At 42.5% G+C, this 18,946-nt stretch carries 16 protein-coding genes and 1 other RNA gene; 12 read left to right on the top strand and 5 right to left on the bottom strand.

The window, feature by feature from the left end; translation table 11 throughout:
- Positions 1 to 2: 2 nt before the first annotated feature.
- Together RG47T_RS07020 and RG47T_RS07015 are read right to left on the bottom strand one after the other, a co-directional pair.
- Positions 3 to 989: an FAD binding domain-containing protein gene (locus tag RG47T_RS07020; RefSeq protein ID WP_074488761.1), complete on the bottom strand. Its 987-nt coding sequence runs from the start codon at positions 987 to 989 to the stop codon at positions 3 to 5.
- Complete coding sequence (locus RG47T_RS07015) at positions 986 to 1,627, bottom strand: (2Fe-2S)-binding protein (protein WP_074488760.1); 642 nt, start codon at positions 1,625 to 1,627, stop codon at positions 986 to 988. The genes RG47T_RS07020 and RG47T_RS07015 overlap by 4 nt, the downstream gene beginning before the upstream one ends.
- A 282-nt stretch (positions 1,628 to 1,909) precedes the next feature.
- Here RG47T_RS07015 and RG47T_RS07010 point away from each other — a divergent pair, with 282 nt between their 5' ends.
- The 3 genes from RG47T_RS07010 (at position 1,910) to RG47T_RS07000 (ending at position 3,299) form a co-directional block, all read left to right on the top strand.
- Positions 1,910 to 2,224 (top strand): phosphoribosylpyrophosphate synthetase, encoded by a 315-nt coding sequence (locus tag RG47T_RS07010; RefSeq protein WP_074488759.1) that lies wholly within the window; start codon positions 1,910 to 1,912, stop codon positions 2,222 to 2,224.
- 174 nt (positions 2,225 to 2,398) lie between these two features.
- Positions 2,399 to 2,839, top strand: a complete 441-nt coding sequence (locus RG47T_RS07005; protein ID WP_074488758.1) for a MarR family winged helix-turn-helix transcriptional regulator — start codon at positions 2,399 to 2,401, stop codon at positions 2,837 to 2,839.
- A gap of 16 nt (positions 2,840 to 2,855) precedes the next feature.
- Complete coding sequence (locus tag RG47T_RS07000; RefSeq protein ID WP_074488757.1) at positions 2,856 to 3,299, top strand: organic hydroperoxide resistance protein; 444 nt, start codon at positions 2,856 to 2,858, stop codon at positions 3,297 to 3,299.
- A 99-nt stretch (positions 3,300 to 3,398) separates the two neighbouring features.
- On the opposite strand, the gene RG47T_RS06995 is transcribed toward RG47T_RS07000, so the two are convergent.
- Both RG47T_RS06995 and RG47T_RS06990 read right to left on the bottom strand, forming a co-directional pair.
- Entirely contained in the window at positions 3,399 to 4,181 is a 783-nt protein-coding gene (locus RG47T_RS06995) for a hypothetical protein (protein WP_074488756.1), read from the bottom strand.
- 69 nt (positions 4,182 to 4,250) lie between these two features.
- A complete protein-coding gene (locus RG47T_RS06990) occupies positions 4,251 to 5,480 on the bottom strand; it encodes a carboxypeptidase-like regulatory domain-containing protein (RefSeq protein WP_074488755.1) in 1,230 nt (409 codons plus the stop codon).
- 108 nt (positions 5,481 to 5,588) lie between these two features.
- Between RG47T_RS06990 and RG47T_RS06985 the strand changes: the two genes are divergently transcribed.
- The 5 genes from RG47T_RS06985 (at position 5,589) to RG47T_RS06965 (ending at position 13,051) form a co-directional block, all read left to right on the top strand.
- Positions 5,589 to 7,058, top strand: coding sequence for an amidohydrolase (locus RG47T_RS06985; RefSeq protein ID WP_083627321.1), 1,470 nt, complete (start codon positions 5,589 to 5,591; stop codon positions 7,056 to 7,058).
- Positions 7,059 to 7,381: 323 nt separating this feature from the next.
- Positions 7,382 to 8,929 (top strand): DHA2 family efflux MFS transporter permease subunit, encoded by a 1,548-nt coding sequence (locus RG47T_RS06980; RefSeq protein WP_074488754.1) that lies wholly within the window; start codon positions 7,382 to 7,384, stop codon positions 8,927 to 8,929.
- Between the two features lie 60 nt (positions 8,930 to 8,989).
- A complete protein-coding gene (locus tag RG47T_RS06975) occupies positions 8,990 to 9,607 on the top strand; it encodes a TetR/AcrR family transcriptional regulator (RefSeq protein ID WP_074488753.1) in 618 nt (205 codons plus the stop codon).
- A gap of 153 nt (positions 9,608 to 9,760) precedes the next feature.
- On the top strand, positions 9,761 to 10,567 hold the full coding sequence (locus RG47T_RS06970; protein ID WP_074488752.1) for an alpha/beta fold hydrolase: 807 nt from the start codon (positions 9,761 to 9,763) through the stop codon (positions 10,565 to 10,567).
- A 6-nt stretch (positions 10,568 to 10,573) separates the two neighbouring features.
- Entirely contained in the window at positions 10,574 to 13,051 is a 2,478-nt protein-coding gene (locus RG47T_RS06965; protein ID WP_074488751.1) for a response regulator, read from the top strand.
- A 158-nt stretch (positions 13,052 to 13,209) separates the two neighbouring features.
- On the opposite strand, the gene RG47T_RS25660 is transcribed toward RG47T_RS06965, so the two are convergent.
- A complete protein-coding gene (locus RG47T_RS25660) occupies positions 13,210 to 13,395 on the bottom strand; it encodes a hypothetical protein (protein ID WP_091690762.1) in 186 nt (61 codons plus the stop codon).
- A 283-nt stretch (positions 13,396 to 13,678) separates the two neighbouring features.
- Between RG47T_RS25660 and rnpB the strand changes: the two genes are divergently transcribed.
- From rnpB to RG47T_RS06945, 4 genes are all read left to right on the top strand, one after another.
- An RNA gene (gene rnpB / locus RG47T_RS06960) (RNase P RNA component class A) lies at positions 13,679 to 14,071 on the top strand.
- Positions 14,072 to 14,190: 119 nt separating this feature from the next.
- Positions 14,191 to 15,573, top strand: coding sequence for a sigma-54-dependent transcriptional regulator (locus tag RG47T_RS06955; protein ID WP_074488750.1), 1,383 nt, complete (start codon positions 14,191 to 14,193; stop codon positions 15,571 to 15,573).
- A gap of 1,137 nt (positions 15,574 to 16,710) precedes the next feature.
- The gene (locus RG47T_RS06950; RefSeq protein ID WP_074488749.1) at positions 16,711 to 18,021 is read left to right on the top strand and encodes a DNA polymerase Y family protein; all 1,311 of its coding nucleotides are present in this window, start codon (positions 16,711 to 16,713) and stop codon (positions 18,019 to 18,021) included.
- Between the two features lie 124 nt (positions 18,022 to 18,145).
- Complete coding sequence (locus RG47T_RS06945) at positions 18,146 to 18,883, top strand: Abi-alpha family protein (protein ID WP_074488748.1); 738 nt, start codon at positions 18,146 to 18,148, stop codon at positions 18,881 to 18,883.
- Positions 18,884 to 18,946: the final 63 nt, after the last annotated feature.

The raw sequence follows: 18,946 nt of genomic DNA, 5'->3' as shown, positions 1-18,946 counted from the left end.
AATTATGATGCTAATCCCGAAGCCATTTTCAACGACTGGATAATTGCATTTGGTGCCAGCTTTAGTTTAAACTGGTTATATTCATAAGCTTTAGCACCCTGCATAGCAATTTGCGCCGCCTGTTTAAAGCTATCTTCGCTTACCGGTTTACCTTTCAAAAATGCTTCGGCGGTAGCTAGTCGCCACGGTTTGTGGGCAACTCCACCCATCGCCAGGCGCACATCTTTAATGGTATTGCCCTCAATATGTAAAGCCGCCGCAACCGATACCAATGCAAAGGCATAAGAAGTCCTGTCGCGAATCTTCAAATAGTATACATTTTTGGTAAATGGTGAAGCCGGGATATCGATACCTGTAATCAGCTCGTCTTTTTGCAGGGTATTATCCAGTTCGGGGTACTCGCCCGGTAAACGGTGAAAATCTGCGAACTTTATAGTTCTTAAACCTTTAGGGCCGGTGATATGCACCATGGCATCTAAAGCGGTGAGGGCTACATTCATATCGCTTGGGTTTACGGCAATGCATTTATCGCTTGCGCCAAAAATGGCATGCATACGGTTAATACCTGCTAATGCGCCGCAGCCGCTACCCGGCACACGTTTGTTGCAGGGCATGGTGGTATCAAAAAAGTAAGGGCAACGGGTACGCTGCATCATATTGCCGCCAACGGTAGCCATGTTTCTTAACTGGGGCGATGCACCTGCATTAATAGCCAGCGACAGTAAGGGGAAGCCTTCCTTAACCCATGCGCTTTCGGCCACCTCGGTATTGGTGGCTAATGCGCCTATGCGCAGGCCCAATTGTGTTTTCTGGATCTGCTTTAAAGGCAGGTGGTTAATATCAACCAATTTGTGCGGCACAACAATACCCATTTTCATGAGGTCAATTAAGTTAGTGCCTCCAGCCAGGAAGTGCGCTTCAGCATCTTTAGTTAATGCTTTAATGGCCGTACCCGTTTCGGCCGGGCGGGTGTATTGAAACTGGTTCATGATGGCTGTCCTCCGTTCTTAACTTCCTGTATGGCATTTACAATATTAGGGTAAGCGCCGCAACGGCAAATATTACCGCTCATAAACTCCCTGATCTCCAGTTCTGAATTGGCATGCCCCTCTTTGATCAATGCCACTGCCGACATGATTTGCCCCGAAGTGCAATACCCGCACTGAAAGCCATCGTGCTTAATAAATGCTTCCTGCATAGGGTGCAGATCTTCGCCATTGGCCAAGCCTTCTATCGTGGTTATCTTTTTACCATCATTGGTTACCGCCAGGCTTAAACACGAGTTTACCCGTACGCCATTAACATGCACCGTGCAAGCGCCGCATTGCCCACGGTCGCAGCCTTTTTTGGTGCCGGTTAAACCCAGTTCTTCGCGCAGCAGATCAAGCAGCGTTACGCGGGGTTCTACCAGTAAATTATGTTTAACGCCGTTAACATCAACGTGTAATGATATTTTTTCGAACACCCCGGCAACCCTTTCATCCCACTGGTTTTCTGCGGCTTTAACAACCGTACCCGGCGCTAAGGCAACAGCGGTTATCAGCGACGATTTTTTGATAAAATCGCGGCGCGTTCCATTTGAAATGCGCTCGCTTTCGGGCGGTGTGCATGGCTTTTTTCCGGACATGTTTTTCAATATTAGGTATGTAATAGCAATGAAAATGTTTTTGCCAACAGATATAATTGCCCTACTAAGATACCTCCCTTAAAGCATACTTGTTTGGTAATCAAAGGCATTATTTGTTATATAGCAGCATTCTAAATAAGGCACTTAAACTACAGGATATGCTTATTTTGGTCTGCATCTACAGTAATTGTATGGTGCAGGTCTTTTTAGCTGCCTCTTTTTGTGGCAACCATTTTAAGCTGTATCTTGGGGTTTTATCTGCAAATAACCAAACACACTACTATGGAACCAATGACCACACTTTCGGAGATCATCAATAAATTAAAAGCGGAAGGCTACACAGAAGATTTTAACCTAAGCGGCGGCGATTGCATTGCTTGTGCCGGCACCGAAGTAAAATTACACCCCGAACATTTTGTAGTAGACAGGCACTTCCGTTTCGAAGGCGAATCGAACCCGGATGACGAAGCGGTGGTTTACGCGATATCATCTATCGATGGCGCAACCAAAGGCACGCTGGTTAATGGCTATGGCATGTACAGCGACCAATTGAGCGACGATATGGTAAAGGCACTGAAAGACCGTAAAGATTTGTAACCATTAATACCCATTACTATGGCAGAATAGGCCTGTTGTCTCCGGCCACAGGCTTTTTTTTACCCTAATTTTTCTATTCCAGCCAAATCAATTATTTCCTCAAAGTCATCTTAATTAAATTGCATACAATTTAATTTTATACAACATATATTTGTACCCATAATCAGTTCAGCAATGGATCTTTTAAAGTTAGAAAACCAGGTTTGTTTCCCATTATATGCGCTATCGCGGATGATGACAGCCGTATACCAGCCGCTTCTGGATGAATTAAATTTAACTTACCCGCAGTACCTGGTAATGATGGTATTGTGGGAGCACCGGGAATTATCTGTAAAAGATATCGGTGCTAAGCTACTCCTCGATTCGGGCACGCTTACTCCACTGCTGAAAAGGATGCAGGAAAAACAATTGCTGAAACGCACCCGAAGTGCTGGAGACGAACGTGTGGTGCTGGTGACTTTAACCCAAACCGGCCTTGATTTAAAAACTAAAGCAGCACATATCCCAAATGCATTCCGCTGCCACATCCCCTTGGGCGACCATGAATTACTGGCCTTTAAGGATACCCTTACTAAACTGCTTACCAAAACAGAAACAACCATAAATAACAATTAATTAATAAATAAATATCATGTCAGTAAAAGCACTTTATACCGCAGCAGCAACCGCAACAGGCGGCAGAAACGGACACGTATCATCATCTGATAACGTTTTGAATTTAGAAGTTAGAATGCCGAAAGAACTAGGCGGCACCGGCGGTGCATACACCAACCCCGAGCAATTATTTGCCGCAGGTTATGCCGCTTGTTTTGATAGCGCATTAAACCTGGTGATTAAAAATGCCAAATTAAACATCACCGATACCGCAGTTAGAGCCCATGTAGGCATAGGCGCAAACGAAACCGGTGGTTTTGGCCTGGTAGTTACTTTAGAGGTAAACATCCCCGGCGTTGAAAAAGCCGATGCAGCCCTGTTAGTAGAAAAAGCACACCAGGTTTGCCCCTACTCTAACGCAACCCGTGGTAATGTAGAGGTTACTTTAACTACCACTACTGTACCTGCTACAGAATTTTAATAATATTTCGAGGTCTTAGGATCCTGAATTTGAAAGGCCTGTAGTTTTTAGACTGCAGGCCTTTTATGTGTTGAAATATTTAGGAAGCGAAAATTATCATTACGGAATAACTAAATATCGAAAATCAACATAGTCGTCAAAACTACTATAAGCATGATAATCGCGTTTACTTCTGACCATAACTTGAATATCACAGGCCTTCCCAATGTCGCTTACAGTGAAATTTATTACTTTTTTGTTTTCTAAACTCCAATTCTTTTTACCAATTCTTTCAATACTGTACTCAATATCTCCACCTAATGGATCTGATGAATAACCAATTATTTCTATTGAGTCACCAACCTTTATAATTTGATTTGTTATAATTTGCTGTGCATACACGGTATTTGAAGCACCATTTCCTAAACTGTCTTTAACAGCTTCAATGACTGGAAAAAAACCGTCAGGATTTTGTCTTTTACCTCGAAATTTCATGATTCTAATTCTTAATTCGCCAGATATACCCTTTATTAGATGCTTCTGATATTCAAACAATTCTCTTCTATGGGCATTAGGATCTCTAAACTTTTCAGCTTCTTCCAAAAATAATAGAGTTGATTTTTTTTCTTGAAAAACATTTACCAATCCATCATCCCAATGTTTATCAATAATATTTTTCAAATCGTAAAAATCAGAATAATAAAGCAGTCTTGTTTCAAGAGCTACACCCTTAAACCTGGCGATTTCAACATCCTTTCTCTTTTTCCAGTTTTCCACTCTATCCGGAGATATCTTTAGAAAATCCTCCCAGTTTGTACCATGCTTATTGAATAGTACAAGATTTAAAATGTCACGTACAGAATTTTCCAGAATTTTCAACTCTTCTTCAATGTCTGTTATCATATAATTATAAATATATCAAATACAACTCATCAAACAACTTGGCACACTCCCTATTTAATTAACAAGCGGTTAATTGCCTAATGCGCTAATGGCAACACTATCTTTCATGGTTGGTTTAATAATGGTATAATTCTTCAGCAGGTCATCATTAATAGCGGTGCCGTTACTGCACAGGTTACCTTTTTTATATACATCTGCCTTGGTAAATGCGCTGCTGTTTAATACTACATTGCCGGTAACAAACTCGCTTTTTTCTTCCTTTAGCTGGTTAATGGTTGTGCCCAGAAATTTGCCCCAGAGTTTGGTTAATTTCCTGACCGAATAATAGCCCGGATAAATATGCCCGGCAATTGATAAATAATTAACCTCAATTAAATTCTTAACCACCTTAATGTGTATCCCCAGCAAACTTTTCTCTTTAACCTGCCCCAATAACCTTTCCGGAATCTCAAGCCGATATGATTTCAGGGTAAAGTCGCCCTTCAGCATCAAGGTTAATTGGTAAAACGCCTCTCCTGTATCTGTTTTTGGCAGGATCACAATTTTCAAATCCTGCTCAGAACCCTGTTGCTGCATGGTGTATTGATAGTCGGCAAGGCTTTTTTCGGGGAAATATTTTTCAATCATCCCCGTTAACATCGCATAGCTAAAGGCTTGGTTAGGGTTAATCTTCGAGTCTTTATAAACCTCCATATTATCCTTATCCTTGTTTTCTTTAGTCTCTTTACGGCAACGCGATGCTATAATTTTCAGCTGTCCATCGGGTTGGGTCACGCGGTCGAAAAAGTACGCGCATATAGCATCAGAAAATTCTGTGCATTTATCATTGGTAAACACCAGTTCGCGGTAATAGCCATTCATTTTTATGGGCGATGCAAAAGCTTCGTTATTGTGCTGCGTAATGCTATCCAACAACTGCTTTAAGCTAAGCGGGCGTACCACAACCTCTTTCAGGTTTTCAACTAGGGGCTTTAGCTTAACCACAAGGCCGTTTGTACCGATGGCTGTGCCAATGCTAAACTTTTCTGTGCTGTAACCGATGCACGAAAATGTGAGGCTATCTGTACCCGCATATGATGCAGTTAAAACAATAATAAAATGCCCCTCACTATTGGTTATCGATCCAATACCTTTATTAAGCCATGCTATCGTTACACCATCAACAGGCATGGCGCCTTCGGCAGATAAAACAGTCCCGCTGATCCTATTCCTGTCCTGAGCCATCAACGGCCGAATTGATAAGAAAACAAGGGTAAAAATGATAATTAATAAAGTTGGATAGGTTTTAATGCGGGCCATTTACGATTATAATAATTTAATAACTGCAAAGCAATCATCTGTAGGATTTTAGGGTCGTTTTTAATATATTGTGTCCAACTAACATCACTAATTGACCACAATTAAACTATGCCCCAATTAACCCCTAAAATTTTATTGCTTGCCGCGCTAATGGCAGGCAACTACGGTGCTATGGCTCAAAAAACGGCCGACAAAGTAAAGTATAAAAAGCAGGCCATGGCCGATATACAGGCTAAATATGGCGATTACAAAAAAGTAGCCCTCCAGATCTGGGATTATGCCGAGGTTGGCTACAAAGAATACAAAAGCTCGGCCCTGCTGCAAAACACACTTAAAGAAAGCGGCTTTGAAGTGCAGGCTGGTGTGGCCGATATCCCAACGGCATTTGTGGCAACTTATGGCAGCGGCAAACCGGTAATCGGTATCCTGGCCGAATTTGATGCCCTGCCCGGTTTGGGGCAGGATTCTGTTCCGCAGAAAACAATGCTGAAAGGTAAAGACTCGGGCCATGGCTGCGGCCACCACCTGTTTGGCACGGCCTCGGTTGCTGCGGGTATCGAAATGAAAAAACTAATGGCAGAAAAACACCTTAAAGGCACCATTAAAGTATACGGCTGCCCGGCCGAAGAAGGCGGCGGCGGCAAGGTTTATATGGTACGCGCCGGTTTGTTTAATGATGTTGATGTGGTACTGCACTGGCACCCATCGTCAGAAAACAGTGTAGAGTATGCCACTACCATGGCGGTAACATCGGCCAAATTCAGGTTTTATGGCCTGGCAGCACATGCTGCGGCTGCGCCGGATAAAGGCCGCTCTGCTTTAGACGCTGTAGAATCAATGGATTATATGGTAAATATGATGCGTGAGCATATACCATCTGATGCCCGCATCCATTACATTATTACCGACGGCGGCAAGGCACCCAACGTGGTGCCCGATTATGCCGAATCGTTCTACATGATCCGCCATTATAACCGCGATGTAGATAAACAACTGTTTGACCGTGTGATCAACGCCGCCAAAGGCGCTGCCCTAGGTACAGGTACCCGCATGGAGTACGAACTGATTGACGGCGATTACGATATTCTCCCCAATAAAACCCTGGCCATAGCCATGCAAAAAGATTTGGATATGGTGGGTGGTGTAAGTTATACCCCTAAAGAGGTAGAATTTGCCAAAAAGATCCAAAGCTCGTTCAATTACAAGGTGCCTCCTGTAGAATCGGCCGCATTGGTTGAGGCTTTACCTGATAAACCGGGTTTCGGCCCTGCATCGTCTGACGTTGGCGACGTAAGCTGGACAGTGCCTACCATTGGCTTAGGCGCAGCTACCTGGGTACCCGGCACACCGCCGCACAGCTGGCAGGCAACATCGTGCGGCGGCACAGATATTGGCATTAAAGGTATGATGGTGGCTGCCAAAACCATTGCCCTTACCGGCATAGACCTCTTGACAGATAACGATTTAATTGTTAAAGCCAAAGCAGAATTTGAACAGGCTAAAGGCCCGGGTTTCCAATACAAAGCCATGATAGGAGACCGCAAACCTCCACTTGATTACAGGGACACTAAAAAATAAGAATTAAGCTCCCTGAGATTTTTAAAAAAAGACAAAACTTTTCGGACTAATAACCCGGAATAAAATTAACCGGCCTGATGTTATACATCAGGCTTTTTTTTTCCTGTAATCTAACCTGCTTTCACAAAACTATATTAATCTTTCTCCGAAAGTACTTTATCCAAATAGCGTTCTCTAAACGCCTTTCATCTTTGTGTCTTCTCAAAATCATTGCATTGTAAACTTGTTTCAATCAAATGTTTTAAACATTTGTTTTAATCAATTGATTAATAAATTTGACCCGTCAATTGACAAATTATTAATTCAACTCAGATTATTACAACATGGCTGAAACCGGATTCAAAAAATGGATTATCACCATTACAGTTATCACAGCATCATTGCTCGAGCTTATTGATACCACTATCGTAAATGTATCTATCCCTCAAATTCAAGGTAACCTCGGTGCCACCCTCACAGATGCCGCCTGGGTAGTTACAGGTTACAGTGTGGCAAACGTTATCATATTGCCTATGTCGGGCTGGCTGGGAAGCTTTTTTGGGCGTAAAAATTACTTCTTAACCTCCATCATAATTTTCACAATTGCCTCTTTCTTATGTGGTAATGCGCACAGCCTGTCAGAATTGGTTGGCTTCCGCATTTTGCAGGGCATGGCAGGCGGCGGGCTCATTTCTACAGCACAAGCCATTTTGTTAGATACCTGGCCGCGCGAACAAATTGGTACAGCCACTGCCCTCTTTGGCTTGGGTGCCATAGTTGGCCCTACCATAGGCCCAACCATCGGCGGTTACATTACCGATAACTTTTCATGGCCTTGGATATTTTATGTAAACCTGCCTATAGGCGCCTTAGCGGCAACGTTTACCTACATGTTTGTACAATCAACACCCAGCGATGGCCGTGGCAAACCTATCGACTGGTGGGGTATAGGCCTGCTTGCTGTAGCTATAGGCAGCCTGCAAACCATATTAGAAAAAGGCGAAGATGAAGATTGGTTTTCTACAGGTTATATTATTGTGCTTACGGTATTGGCAGTAGTAGGTACGCTCCTATTTATTTGGCGCGAATTAAGCACCGATTACCCGATTGTAAACTTCAAAATTATGCGCCACCGCAGTTTTTCGGCCGGGATGCTCACTTCTTTTGTATTGGGTTTAGGTTTATATGGGTCGCAGTTTGTTTTCCCTGTATTTGCACAAGGATTGCTAGGCTTTTCGGCACAGCAAACTGGGCTCATACTTTTACCAGGAGGTATATTTACCATTGTGATGATGCCATTTGTAGGTGTTATGCTTAACAAAGGGGTACCAGCACAATTTATGGCTACCGTGGGCATGCTCCTGTTCTTCGTTTTCTCGTGGTGGCTTAGCACTTCTACCCTGGCTACAGGCAACCACGATTTCTTTTGGCCGCTTCTTATTCGCGGCGTTGCCATGGCGCTTCTTTTTGTACCGTTAACCACCCTGGCTATTGGTGGCTTAGCGGGTGCAGAAATTGGCCAGGGAGCCGGCTTAAACAATATGATGCGGCAACTTGGCGGCTCGTTCGGCATTGCCGGTTTAACCACGTTAATCCATATCCGCCAGGCAGTACACCGTAACAATTTACTAACTCACATTAATCAGTACAACCCTGTTTTTATCGAGCGGATTAATGGCCTTATTCAAAACTTTATGGCCAAAGGCAAATCGGCATCAGACGCTACAAAAATGGCCTATAGTGCCATGGAAGGTATTGTAACCAAACAAAGCATGTTACTTACTTATGATGATGCTTATTGGATAGTGGGCATTGTGTTGCTGTGCTCTATCCCATTACTTTACCTGGCACCATTTAAAAAAGGGCAAAAAGCAGTTGCCGATACACACTAAAATCATTACATTATGTATATCCCCTACATTGCATAAATTTGGGCATAAATATTTTTAACAATGACTACAGCGGCAGAGATCAGCACAGAAGATAAAATTAAAGATGCAGCCAAAGCAGTGTTTACCCGGAAGGGCTTTGCAGCCACTACCGTGCGTGATATTGCTGCCGAAGCAGACATTAACCTATCGCTGGTAAATTATTATTTCCGCAGTAAAGAGAAGCTGTTCGATTTAATTATGACCGAAACCGTCCAACAGCTTTTTGACCAGATACAACCGGTTGTAAATAACCACGATACTACGCTGGGCGAAAAAATTGATCTTTTAGTTGGGCATTACATCGATATGATTTCGCAAAACCCCGATTTCCCGGTTTTTATGGTAAACGAGGTAATGTCGGCTTCGATGCAGTCGCCCATGGTGGCTAATATAAAAAACGCGCAAAGCTCTGTGTTTGCTAAACAAGTACATGCACTAAATGCAGCCGGGAAGTTTGATTTTGAACCCGTGCATGTAATGATGAACTTGATGGGGATGATCCTCTTTCCTTTTCTGGGCAAAAATGTGCTCGTTAAATCGGGTGTTATGGATACCGAAGAATTTGGCAGGGTTATGGCAGAACGCAGACGGCTGATACCCATATGGATGAAGCAAATATTAAATATCGAAACCGATTAAACATTACAATACCACGCAGATCAGCCTGGCATTAATTTTAACAGTAATTATTATAAAAAGTGATTAAATAATGTAATCAGATAACATTTTATTCAAAGCCGAAATCTTATCTTCGGTTTTTAACGTAAATACTCCGATCCTTATTTTAACGCAATGACCCCAAACCTGCAAAAAAAGAATAACATTAGTATCGAAGGCAATACTAATGCAGCTAAAACCATTGTATTTGCCAATGGCTTTGGTACCGACCAAACCTCATGGAACAATGTAAAACAAGCATTTAAAGATGATTATCGCCTGGTGCTTTTTGATAACGTTGGCGGCGGCAATGCCGACCTAAATGCCTACAGCCCCATTAAATACAATACATTAAATACCTATGCCGATGACCTGCTTGCCATAGCTGCAGATCTGGAATTGGAGGATGCCGTTGTTGTTGCACATTCGGTAAGTTCTATGATCACGCTGCTGGCTTCTGTTAAAGACCCGAAATATTTCTCGAAAGTAGTTTTCGTAGGTGCTTCGCCACGTTATTTAAACGATGAGCATGAGCAGTATACCGGCGGCTTTAATCAGCCTGCTTTAGATAGTATGTACGAGGCTATGACAACCAATTATTATGCCTGGGCAAGCGGTTTCTCATCTGTAGCGATGGACAACCCCGATAAACCCGAACTGGGCGCACACTTTGCAGGTACGCTTTCGGCTATCAGGCCCGATATTGCTTTGGCTGTAGCCAAGGTGATCTTTGAATCTGATATACGTAAGGAGATCACAAAATTTCAAAAAAATACCCTGCTGCTGCAAACGCAGCATGACATTGCCGTACCAAGCGAAGTAGCCGAATACCTGCATCACAATATTAATGGCAGCACCCTGCAATACCTGGATGCTAAGGGGCATTTCCCACACATAAGTGCACCCCAGGAAGTTATTAAGGCAGTTAAATCTTTTATTTAATATCCTTTGCAGCAAAATACCAATCCTATTAATTGGGCCAGGCAGGCATTGATTTTTATTGCCCGCATTGGCGTTGTTGAAACCTACCAGGAATGGTTTGGTGTAATGCAGCGCAGTATGGTATACTTGCAGCAATTATCCGGCGCAGACCATGTTGTACTGGTTAAAAACGAAGATGCACTTACCACAAGGGTTATCGGTACAAATACCACTAAAGATGATACAACCTACATTGACCCTGAGTTATTAAGCAACCTTACTAAAGATGGCGAACCACATTGCTTTGAAAACCCGGCAGAGAACCTCCCGGCCAAACTGCTGGATCTAGTAGGCCAGCCGCTTTGTTTAATGGCCTTGCCTGTTAAACAATTAGACATTAACGGGTACATACTGCTAACCTGGGAAAACAAATTTGATTTTAGCGACGACTTTAAAGAATTTGCTACAGCCTGTTTAAATAAGATCAACGAAACCATCCGCCTAACCCGTACGTATTATTCGCTCGAAGAGCTGAAAGTCCGCTTTAACGCCATATTACAAACAGTACCGCAAAGCATTGTTTTTATTGATGACAGCGGCAACAATAGCTGGATTAATGGCCAGGCCTCTAAACTATTTAACATTAATGGTGGCAACGTTGCACCCATACAATTATCGGCAGCTATGCAGCAGCTGCGTGCCAGAGCCAGCAATAAAGATGAGATTGCCCGGCGGGGGATGGAGATTTTTAAGGCTAAAGATAAAAGCGTTAGCGATTGGAAATGGCTATTTACCGAACCGGTTTTTTTTGTATTAAACGTTTACTGTACCCCCACCGTATCTGAATATGTGAGCGGCATGCTGTGGACCTTTGATGACGTAACCCAGCAATATCTATATGATGAACATCTGAAAGACCTCAACATACAGTTGGAAGAAAAAAGCCGCCTGGCAGAGGAACAAAACAGGGCCAAGTCGGAGTTTTTGGCCAATATGAGCCATGAGATCCGCACGCCGATGAATGGGGTAATGGGGATGACCAGCCTGCTGAGTAATACCCAACTTGATGAAGAACAGTTTGACTTTGTTGAATCGATCCGCATCAGTGCCGAAAGCCTGTTAGAGATCATTAACGAGATCCTTGATTTCTCGAAGATAGAATCGGGCAAGCTGGAGCTGGAAGAGCATCCTTTCTTCATCCACAAAATTATTGAAGAAACTTATGACCTGCTGGCTTTTAAGGCCCAGGAAAAAGATATTGACCTGCTATACCAGATTGACCCTGCCGTACCCTTAGAGGTGATTGGCGACATGACCCGCCTGCGGCAAATTGTGGTAAACCTGGTGGGTAATGCCATTAAGTTTACCAATACCGGCGAAATTTTAACCAGCATTAATCTTTCAGCCAAAAATGGCGGTAACTACGAGCTTGAGTTTGCTGTGAAAGACAGCGGAATTGGGATCCCGGCAGATAAGATGCACAAGCTGTTTAACTCCTTCTCGCAGGTAGATTCATCAACCACCCGCAAATATGGCGGTACCGGCCTCGGCCTGGCCATTAGCGCAAGGCTGATTGAGAAAATGCAAGGCCGTATTTGGGTAGAGAGTGAAGTTGGCGTAGGTACAACATTTAGATTCACGATAAAGCTTAATGCCAACGCACAAATTAAAGAGTACAAGGCTGTAAACCAGCTCAAAGACCTGATTGGCAAAACAGCCCTCATTATTGATGACAATAAAACCAACCTGCGCATACTAAAAGGCCATTGCGAACAATGGGGCATGCATGCCGATGTATTTGATAACCCGCTTGAGGGTATAAATGCCATGGCAAATTACCAGTACGATATTGTGGTTATTGATATGCTGATGCCGGAGATGGACGGTATTGAGGTGGCTAATCATATTATCCATAAATACGGTACAGCAACACCGCTGGTGCTATTCAGCTCAGCCATGCACTTCCCCGAAGAGCGTAAAGACGATCTGAAATTATTTGCCGCCGTACTGGATAAACCAATTAAGCAGCATTACTTTCATAAAATGCTGGTTGATAAATTATCGCAAGCACAAAAAACTAAAAAACCAGATCCTGTTACATCGGTAGTAACGCCTTCTGTTAACGAAAGTAACATCAGCGTACTGGTTGCCGAAGACAATATCATTAATCAAAAAATTGTAGCCAAAGCTTTAAAAAATATCGGCATCGTTTGCGATATGGTATCAAACGGATTGGAAGTATTATCATCCCTGCAACGCCAGCATTACGACATGGTAATGATGGACATACAAATGCCCGAAATGGATGGCCTGCAGGCTACCCGTAAAATTATTGAAGCGTACGGCGATAAAAGGCCCATTATTATAGCCATGACAGCAGGCGCATATGAAAAGGACCGGGAAAATTGCCTTGCCGCCGGCATGGACGATTATATTACCAAACCCTTTGACTTTGATAGCTTTTACTACAAGTTTAACTTGTGGAAAGGCAAGCTGAATAAATAAATATCAGAAAACATAAAATTGGCCGTTACAATTACCATAACCAGGTAATAAGCTGAAGATTATTCAGTAAGAAGATAATAAGCCCAAGGCAGCCATAATTTGGGCCCGGTTTGTAAAAAGCAAAAGCTATTGATAAGATCAGCGAATTTGCGATTTACTTATGCCGTTCTGCGATATGGCATCTGGCTAACAGTACCTTTCTTCTTGCCTGCTACCTTTTGCTCAACCTGCTCTTCAAGTTCCATTAGTTTTTCAAAAGATGCCATAATCTCCAGGTCTGCTTCTAAAGAAGCTTTCAACTCTTCTGCGTTGTTGTACGCATCGGTCATTAATAATGATTTCATAATTTATTGATAAGCGAGCAAACTATATTAATTATTGCTTAATGCGGTTTACGCTATGTTGTTAATTGGTTAATTGGTACTTATAAAAACGCTGTTATTTAACAGATTGTTTATGTATTTAATGATTTAGTAATTTTATAACAAGCGGTATTATTTGTTGCTTTTTCGCATACAATCAGCCTTATTTATTAGCAAAAGCAATCTTTTTTCAATCAACTAATCAGCAAATTATCTCTTCAGTAAACCATTATTCTCGCATCAACAAATCAAAAACCCTATCTTTGCAATGCAAAACGTTCTATCGCTGCTTTGCTTTCGGGCGGGCGGAGGAAAGTCCGGGCAACACAGAGCATCCTGCTTCCTAACGGGAAGGCACCGTACCAGCCGGTGACAGCAAGTGCCACAGAAAATATACCGCCCCAACTTGTTGGGGTAAGGGTGAAAACGTGAGGTAAGAGCTCACGGCATTACCGGGCGACCGGGATGGCGGTAAACCTCAGGAGTTGAAAAACCAAATAGGTCCTGAATTTAAAGCTGCTCGCTTTTATATGTTATTGAGTAACATGGTCAGGATGGGTAGGTTGTTAGAGCCTGGCAGCAATGTTCAGGAACAGATTAATGATAGAAAGTGCCCACCAGGGCAACACAGAACCCGGCTTACAGCTTTGCTGCTGGTTAATACCCTTTTCGATTTTTCGGAAAGGGTTATTTTTTTAAAACAAAAAGGCCGGTGTTTAATTTACTATACAATTAATATATTAGCACCTCAAATATTACCTGCATTTACACTACATAATGGCTAAAGTTTTAATAATAGATGACGAGCGCGCGATACGCAATACGCTCAGGGAGATTTTGGAATACGAAGACTACCAGGTAGAAGACATTGATAATGGTATTGACGGATTAGAACTGATTCGTAAAAACGATTTTGACCTGGTATTGTGTGATATTAAAATGAACCGCATGGACGGCATGGAGGTATTAACAGAAGGTTTATTAATTAAGCCCGACCTGCCTTTTATCATGATATCCGGCCACGGTACAGTTGAAACTGCCGTTGAAGCCAGCAAAAAAGGGGCCTTTGATTTTATATCGAAACCACCAGACTTAAACCGCCTGCTGATTACCGTACGCAACGCCCTGGATAGAGGAAGTTTGGTAACCGAAGCTAAGGTATTAAAACGCAAGGTTTCAAAGGTTCGCCCTATACTGGGTAACTCACAATCTATTGTTAAAATTAAAGAAACGATAGAGCGTGTTGCACCTACTGATGCCCGCGTATTAATTACCGGTGCCAACGGTAGTGGTAAAGAGCTGGTTGCACGCTGGCTGCACGAAAAATCTAACCGTGTTAATGCACCTTTAATTGAGGTTAACTGCGCGGCTATCCCGTCTGAATTAATTGAGAGTGAACTATTTGGCCACGAAAAAGGCTCGTTTACCTCGGCTGTAAAACAGCGGATCGGTAAATTTGAATCGGCCAATGGCGGTACTTTATTTTTGGATGAGATTGGCGACATGAGCCAGTCGGCCCAGGCCAAAGTATTGCGTGCCCTGCAAGAAAGTAAGATTACCCGTGTGGGTGGCGAAAAGGAAATTGAAGTTGATGTACGTGTAGTGGCGGCAACCAACAAAGATTTGCTGAAAGAAATTGAAGACGGTAACTTCCGGATGGATTTGTACCACCGCCTGAGTGTGATACTGATCCATGTACCACCGCTTACCGAGCGCCGCGACGATATACCATTGATTACACAGAACTTTTTAGAAGAGATTTGCACAGAATATGGCATGCCGGTTAAACGCTTCTCTGAGCCTGCGATGGAAGCCCTGAAGGCCCTGCCATGGAGTGGTAACATCCGCGAGCTGCGCAACATGGTTGAACGTTTAATTATACTGAGCGACAAGGTGATTACCGATGGTGATGTAAAGGCTTTTGCCAACCCATCTGCCCCGGCTACTATTACCGCCGCTACAGCTGTTGCCGAACCTAAAACAGATTTCGAACAGTTTAAAAACTTCCAGGAGTATAAAGATTTTGCCGAGCGCGAATACATTAAGTTTAAGCTCGAAAAAAACAACTGGAACGTATCTAAAACTGCAGACGATATAGATATACAGCGAAGCCACTTATACAGCAAGATTGAAAAATACGGATTAAAAAGGGGTGAATAACCCCTTTTTGTTTGCCCCCACAACATATCCGCCGTCGTGCCTAACTTGTTTCGGCATCCCACTTGCTAAATCTGTGAAAAGTATATCTTATACCCGTCCTGTGGGATGCCGAAACAAGTTCGGCATGACGGATTGTATATAGCTATACAGCGAAGCCACCTGTATAGCAAGATTGAAAAATACGGATTAAAAAGGGGTGAATAACCCCTTTTTGTTTGCCCCCTAATATATTTGCCGTCGTGCCGAACTTGTTTCGGCATCCCACTTGCTAAATCTGCTAAAAGTATATCTTATACCCGTCCTGTGGGATGCCGAAACAAGTTCGGCATGACAGATTGTATATAGATACACGGCGAAGCCACCTGTATAGCAAGATAGAAAAATACGGATAAAAAGGGGGTGAATAACCCCACTTTGTTTGTCCCCCCAACATATTCGCCGTCGTACCGAACTTGTTTCGACATCCTACAGACAGGCTGTGAAATGGTGTGTCGTATACTAAGCAGATGGGATGCCAAAACAAGTTCGGCATGACAGATTGTATATTGATACACAGCGAAGCCACCTGTATAGCAAGATTGAAAAATACGGATTAAAAAGGGGTGAATAACCCCTTTTGTTAGCCCCCTAATATATCTGCAGTCGTGCCGAACTTGTTTCGGCATCCCACTTGCTAAATCTGTGAAAAGTATATCTTATACCCGTCCTGGGGGATGCCGAAACAAGTTCGGCATGACGGATTGTATATAGATACACAGCGAAGCCACCTGTATAGCAAGATAGAAAAATACGGATTAAAAAGGGTTGGATAACCCCTCTTTGTTTGCCCCCCAACATATTCGCCGTCGTGCCGAACTTGTTTCGGCATCCCACAGCACAGGTAGCAGAATTAATAATTTAAACTTGATTTCTCTCCCCATTGTCATTCTGAATGTAATGAAGAATCTTCTGCATTAATAGAGCTGCCTTGCAGATCGAAGAAGATTCTTCATTACATTCAAAATGACACAAATTATTTTAACATAAGCTCCCACCCCGGTGCTTAGCGCATCGTAACGTAGCCTTACACCACCCTAAGGTTGTAAAATAAACACGATTTATTATTGTTTTTACTAAAAATATTAGCAATTTTGAATTGTGAATCAAAACTCCATCCATGCCAAAACCGAGGCCCGTGTACTATTTGTAGACATGGACAGTTTTTTTGCGCGTTGCGAACAACAAGTTAATTTTTGGCTGCGCGGTCGCCCTGTTGGCGTTTGTGTTTATACGGGTAAGTATGGCTGTGTAATATCGCTCTCTAAAGAAGCCAAGGCACTTGGCATTAAAGCCGGCACCCGTTTAAATGAGGTAATGGAGATCTGTCCGGATTTTATCCCTGTAGAAAGTAACCCCACCCGTTACCGCGAATTTCATGTGAAGATCATCTCTATTTTGCAGCAATACTGCCAGGATGTAGTACCCAAAAGCATCGACGAGGCAATTATTAACCTCACAGATTATAAACTGGTACACCCCGACCCCGAAGTACTTGCCCGAAAAATTAAGCAGGATATACTTGACAAGGTTGGTGACTTCCTGTCCTGCTCTATCGGCATTGCGCCTAATGCTTTTTTGGCCAAGCTTGGCTCTGTTATCGGCAAAAAAAACGAAGGTGCAAATGCCGGATTGCAATTAATAGACCAAAACAACATTGATGCTGTACTTGGCAGGCTTAAACTAGGTAATCTGCCTGGTATTGGCAAACAGATGTGTTACCGGCTGGAGCGTGCTGGCATTAATACGCCTTTAGAAATGCGCTATGCCGATCCGCATAAATTAAAAGCCATTTTTAAGAGCATTGAGGGCATTTACTGGCATTACCGGCTTAATTTTATTGAAACCAATATTGTAGCGCACGAATACAAGGGTATGCAAGCCATGCGCCAGGTATCTAAAGAAAAACGCGCAAGCGCCGAATATATGGAGCAATTGTTTTTAACTCTTTGTTGCACTTTAGAAAAACGCATGGTGCGCCATAAATTTTACTGCAAAGCGGTTGGTTTTAGTTGTCATTATACAGATGGTTCCCGTTGGGAAGATGGCTTTACCATATCTACCCCCATGCAAGATGCCATAACCCTTATGAATATGGTTAAGGTACGGATTGCCAAATTTGAGGAAACCACCAAATGCGCCCCCATCTTTAACAACCAGATCACCAGTCTGCGGCTTTCGGTAACCAACTTCGTAAACAATGGCAACATGCTGTACTCGCTATTTGAAGACATGGACAAAAAAGAAACCGCCCGCAAAACCATGCATGCCATTAAAGATCAGTTTGGCCACAACAAAATAATGCGTGCTGTTGAACTAACAGACAACAAGGTAATTAAAGACGTAATTGGCTTCGGCTCTGTAAAAGACCTCACAGACCTGGATTATGCGGCAATACCGAGATACGATTAAGAAGAGAAGCAAGAATCGAGAGACAAGAATCAAGACAGAAAATACTTGCGCTCGTTTGCAACGAGTGATTAACACGGTTGGGGATTTAAAAATCCCTAATTAAACAAATTATATTTTTCCAGTAATGAACTTATCAAACCTACCCAAAGGATTTCAGGAGAATGTTAAGCAAATGGAATATGCTCTTTTTGGAGACTTTTTCAGTGAAAGTGGTAAACTTTTTGCAGATGCCATAAGATACCAGCGCCTTAAAAATCAAATAAAAATCTATAATAAGTCGATAGCATACAGTGAAAAATTTGGGATAGATCCTAATAAAATAAATCTAAAACTGATCGCTCCTCTTCTTGAAAACATGTCGTTAGAAAGTAATGATACGGTACAAGATAGATGGGCTAGAATAATCTCCAACATCCGCTATAGTAATACGGATCAATCATTTGATTTAAGATGTATTGAAATGATGAAAAGCATAAGCGACAAGGAACTTTTACTTATTGATATTATTTATGAACAATATGTTGAGAGCGAAGCAAGGCATAAACATTTTCAGAAATATCCACTGGAATCAGCAGGTAAAGCCTCTTCTGATAAGCTTGTAGAATCTGATATCCCATTTACCAAAGAGCTATTTGGGTTTACATTACATCCTATGCCTTATAAACTTAACACTACTCATGAGATGGTAGAACTATATATGGAAAGACTCTTATCCTATCATATTTTCAGACCATCTCTTCCAACCTTGGCAAATAAAGACGAAGATACCTACAATGATTTAAGAAGATCAGATGGATTTGAGTTTACAAGCTTTGGATTATACTTTGTCGAATTATGTAAAATACCTAAAGCAAGCACATGATTTTCTTATTTGTAAATAGTACGAATCGGCCTGAGATTGCTTCGTACCTCAATAAAGTGTTTT

It is taken from the genome of Mucilaginibacter polytrichastri (assembly GCF_001911425.1).
In the GTDB taxonomy this organism is placed as follows: domain Bacteria; phylum Bacteroidota; class Bacteroidia; order Sphingobacteriales; family Sphingobacteriaceae; genus Mucilaginibacter; species Mucilaginibacter polytrichastri.
Note: the sequence above shows the minus strand (reverse complement) of the source record. Positions and strands in the feature narration are given on the sequence as shown.

Bases quoted from the DNA above. Each gene is read 5' to 3' on its own strand.
- RG47T_RS07020 (WP_074488761.1), bottom strand. From the start codon at position 989: ATGAACCAGTTTCAATACACCCGCCCGGCCGAAACGGGTACGGCCATT.
- RG47T_RS07015 (WP_074488760.1), bottom strand. From the start codon at position 1,627: ATGTCCGGAAAAAAGCCATGCACACCGCCCGAAAGCGAGCGCATTTCA.
- RG47T_RS07010 (WP_074488759.1), top strand. From the start codon at position 1,910: ATGGAACCAATGACCACACTTTCGGAGATCATCAATAAATTAAAAGCG.
- RG47T_RS07005 (WP_074488758.1), top strand. From the start codon at position 2,399: ATGGATCTTTTAAAGTTAGAAAACCAGGTTTGTTTCCCATTATATGCG.
- RG47T_RS07000 (WP_074488757.1), top strand. From the start codon at position 2,856: ATGTCAGTAAAAGCACTTTATACCGCAGCAGCAACCGCAACAGGCGGC.
- RG47T_RS06995 (WP_074488756.1), bottom strand. From the start codon at position 4,181: ATGATAACAGACATTGAAGAAGAGTTGAAAATTCTGGAAAATTCTGTA.
- RG47T_RS06990 (WP_074488755.1), bottom strand. From the start codon at position 5,480: ATGGCCCGCATTAAAACCTATCCAACTTTATTAATTATCATTTTTACC.
- RG47T_RS06985 (WP_083627321.1), top strand. From the start codon at position 5,589: ATGCCCCAATTAACCCCTAAAATTTTATTGCTTGCCGCGCTAATGGCA.
- RG47T_RS06980 (WP_074488754.1), top strand. From the start codon at position 7,382: ATGGCTGAAACCGGATTCAAAAAATGGATTATCACCATTACAGTTATC.
- RG47T_RS06975 (WP_074488753.1), top strand. From the start codon at position 8,990: ATGACTACAGCGGCAGAGATCAGCACAGAAGATAAAATTAAAGATGCA.
- RG47T_RS06970 (WP_074488752.1), top strand. From the start codon at position 9,761: ATGACCCCAAACCTGCAAAAAAAGAATAACATTAGTATCGAAGGCAAT.
- RG47T_RS25660 (WP_091690762.1), bottom strand. From the start codon at position 13,395: ATGAAATCATTATTAATGACCGATGCGTACAACAACGCAGAAGAGTTG.
- RG47T_RS06955 (WP_074488750.1), top strand. From the start codon at position 14,191: ATGGCTAAAGTTTTAATAATAGATGACGAGCGCGCGATACGCAATACG.
- RG47T_RS06945 (WP_074488748.1), top strand. From the start codon at position 18,146: ATGAACTTATCAAACCTACCCAAAGGATTTCAGGAGAATGTTAAGCAA.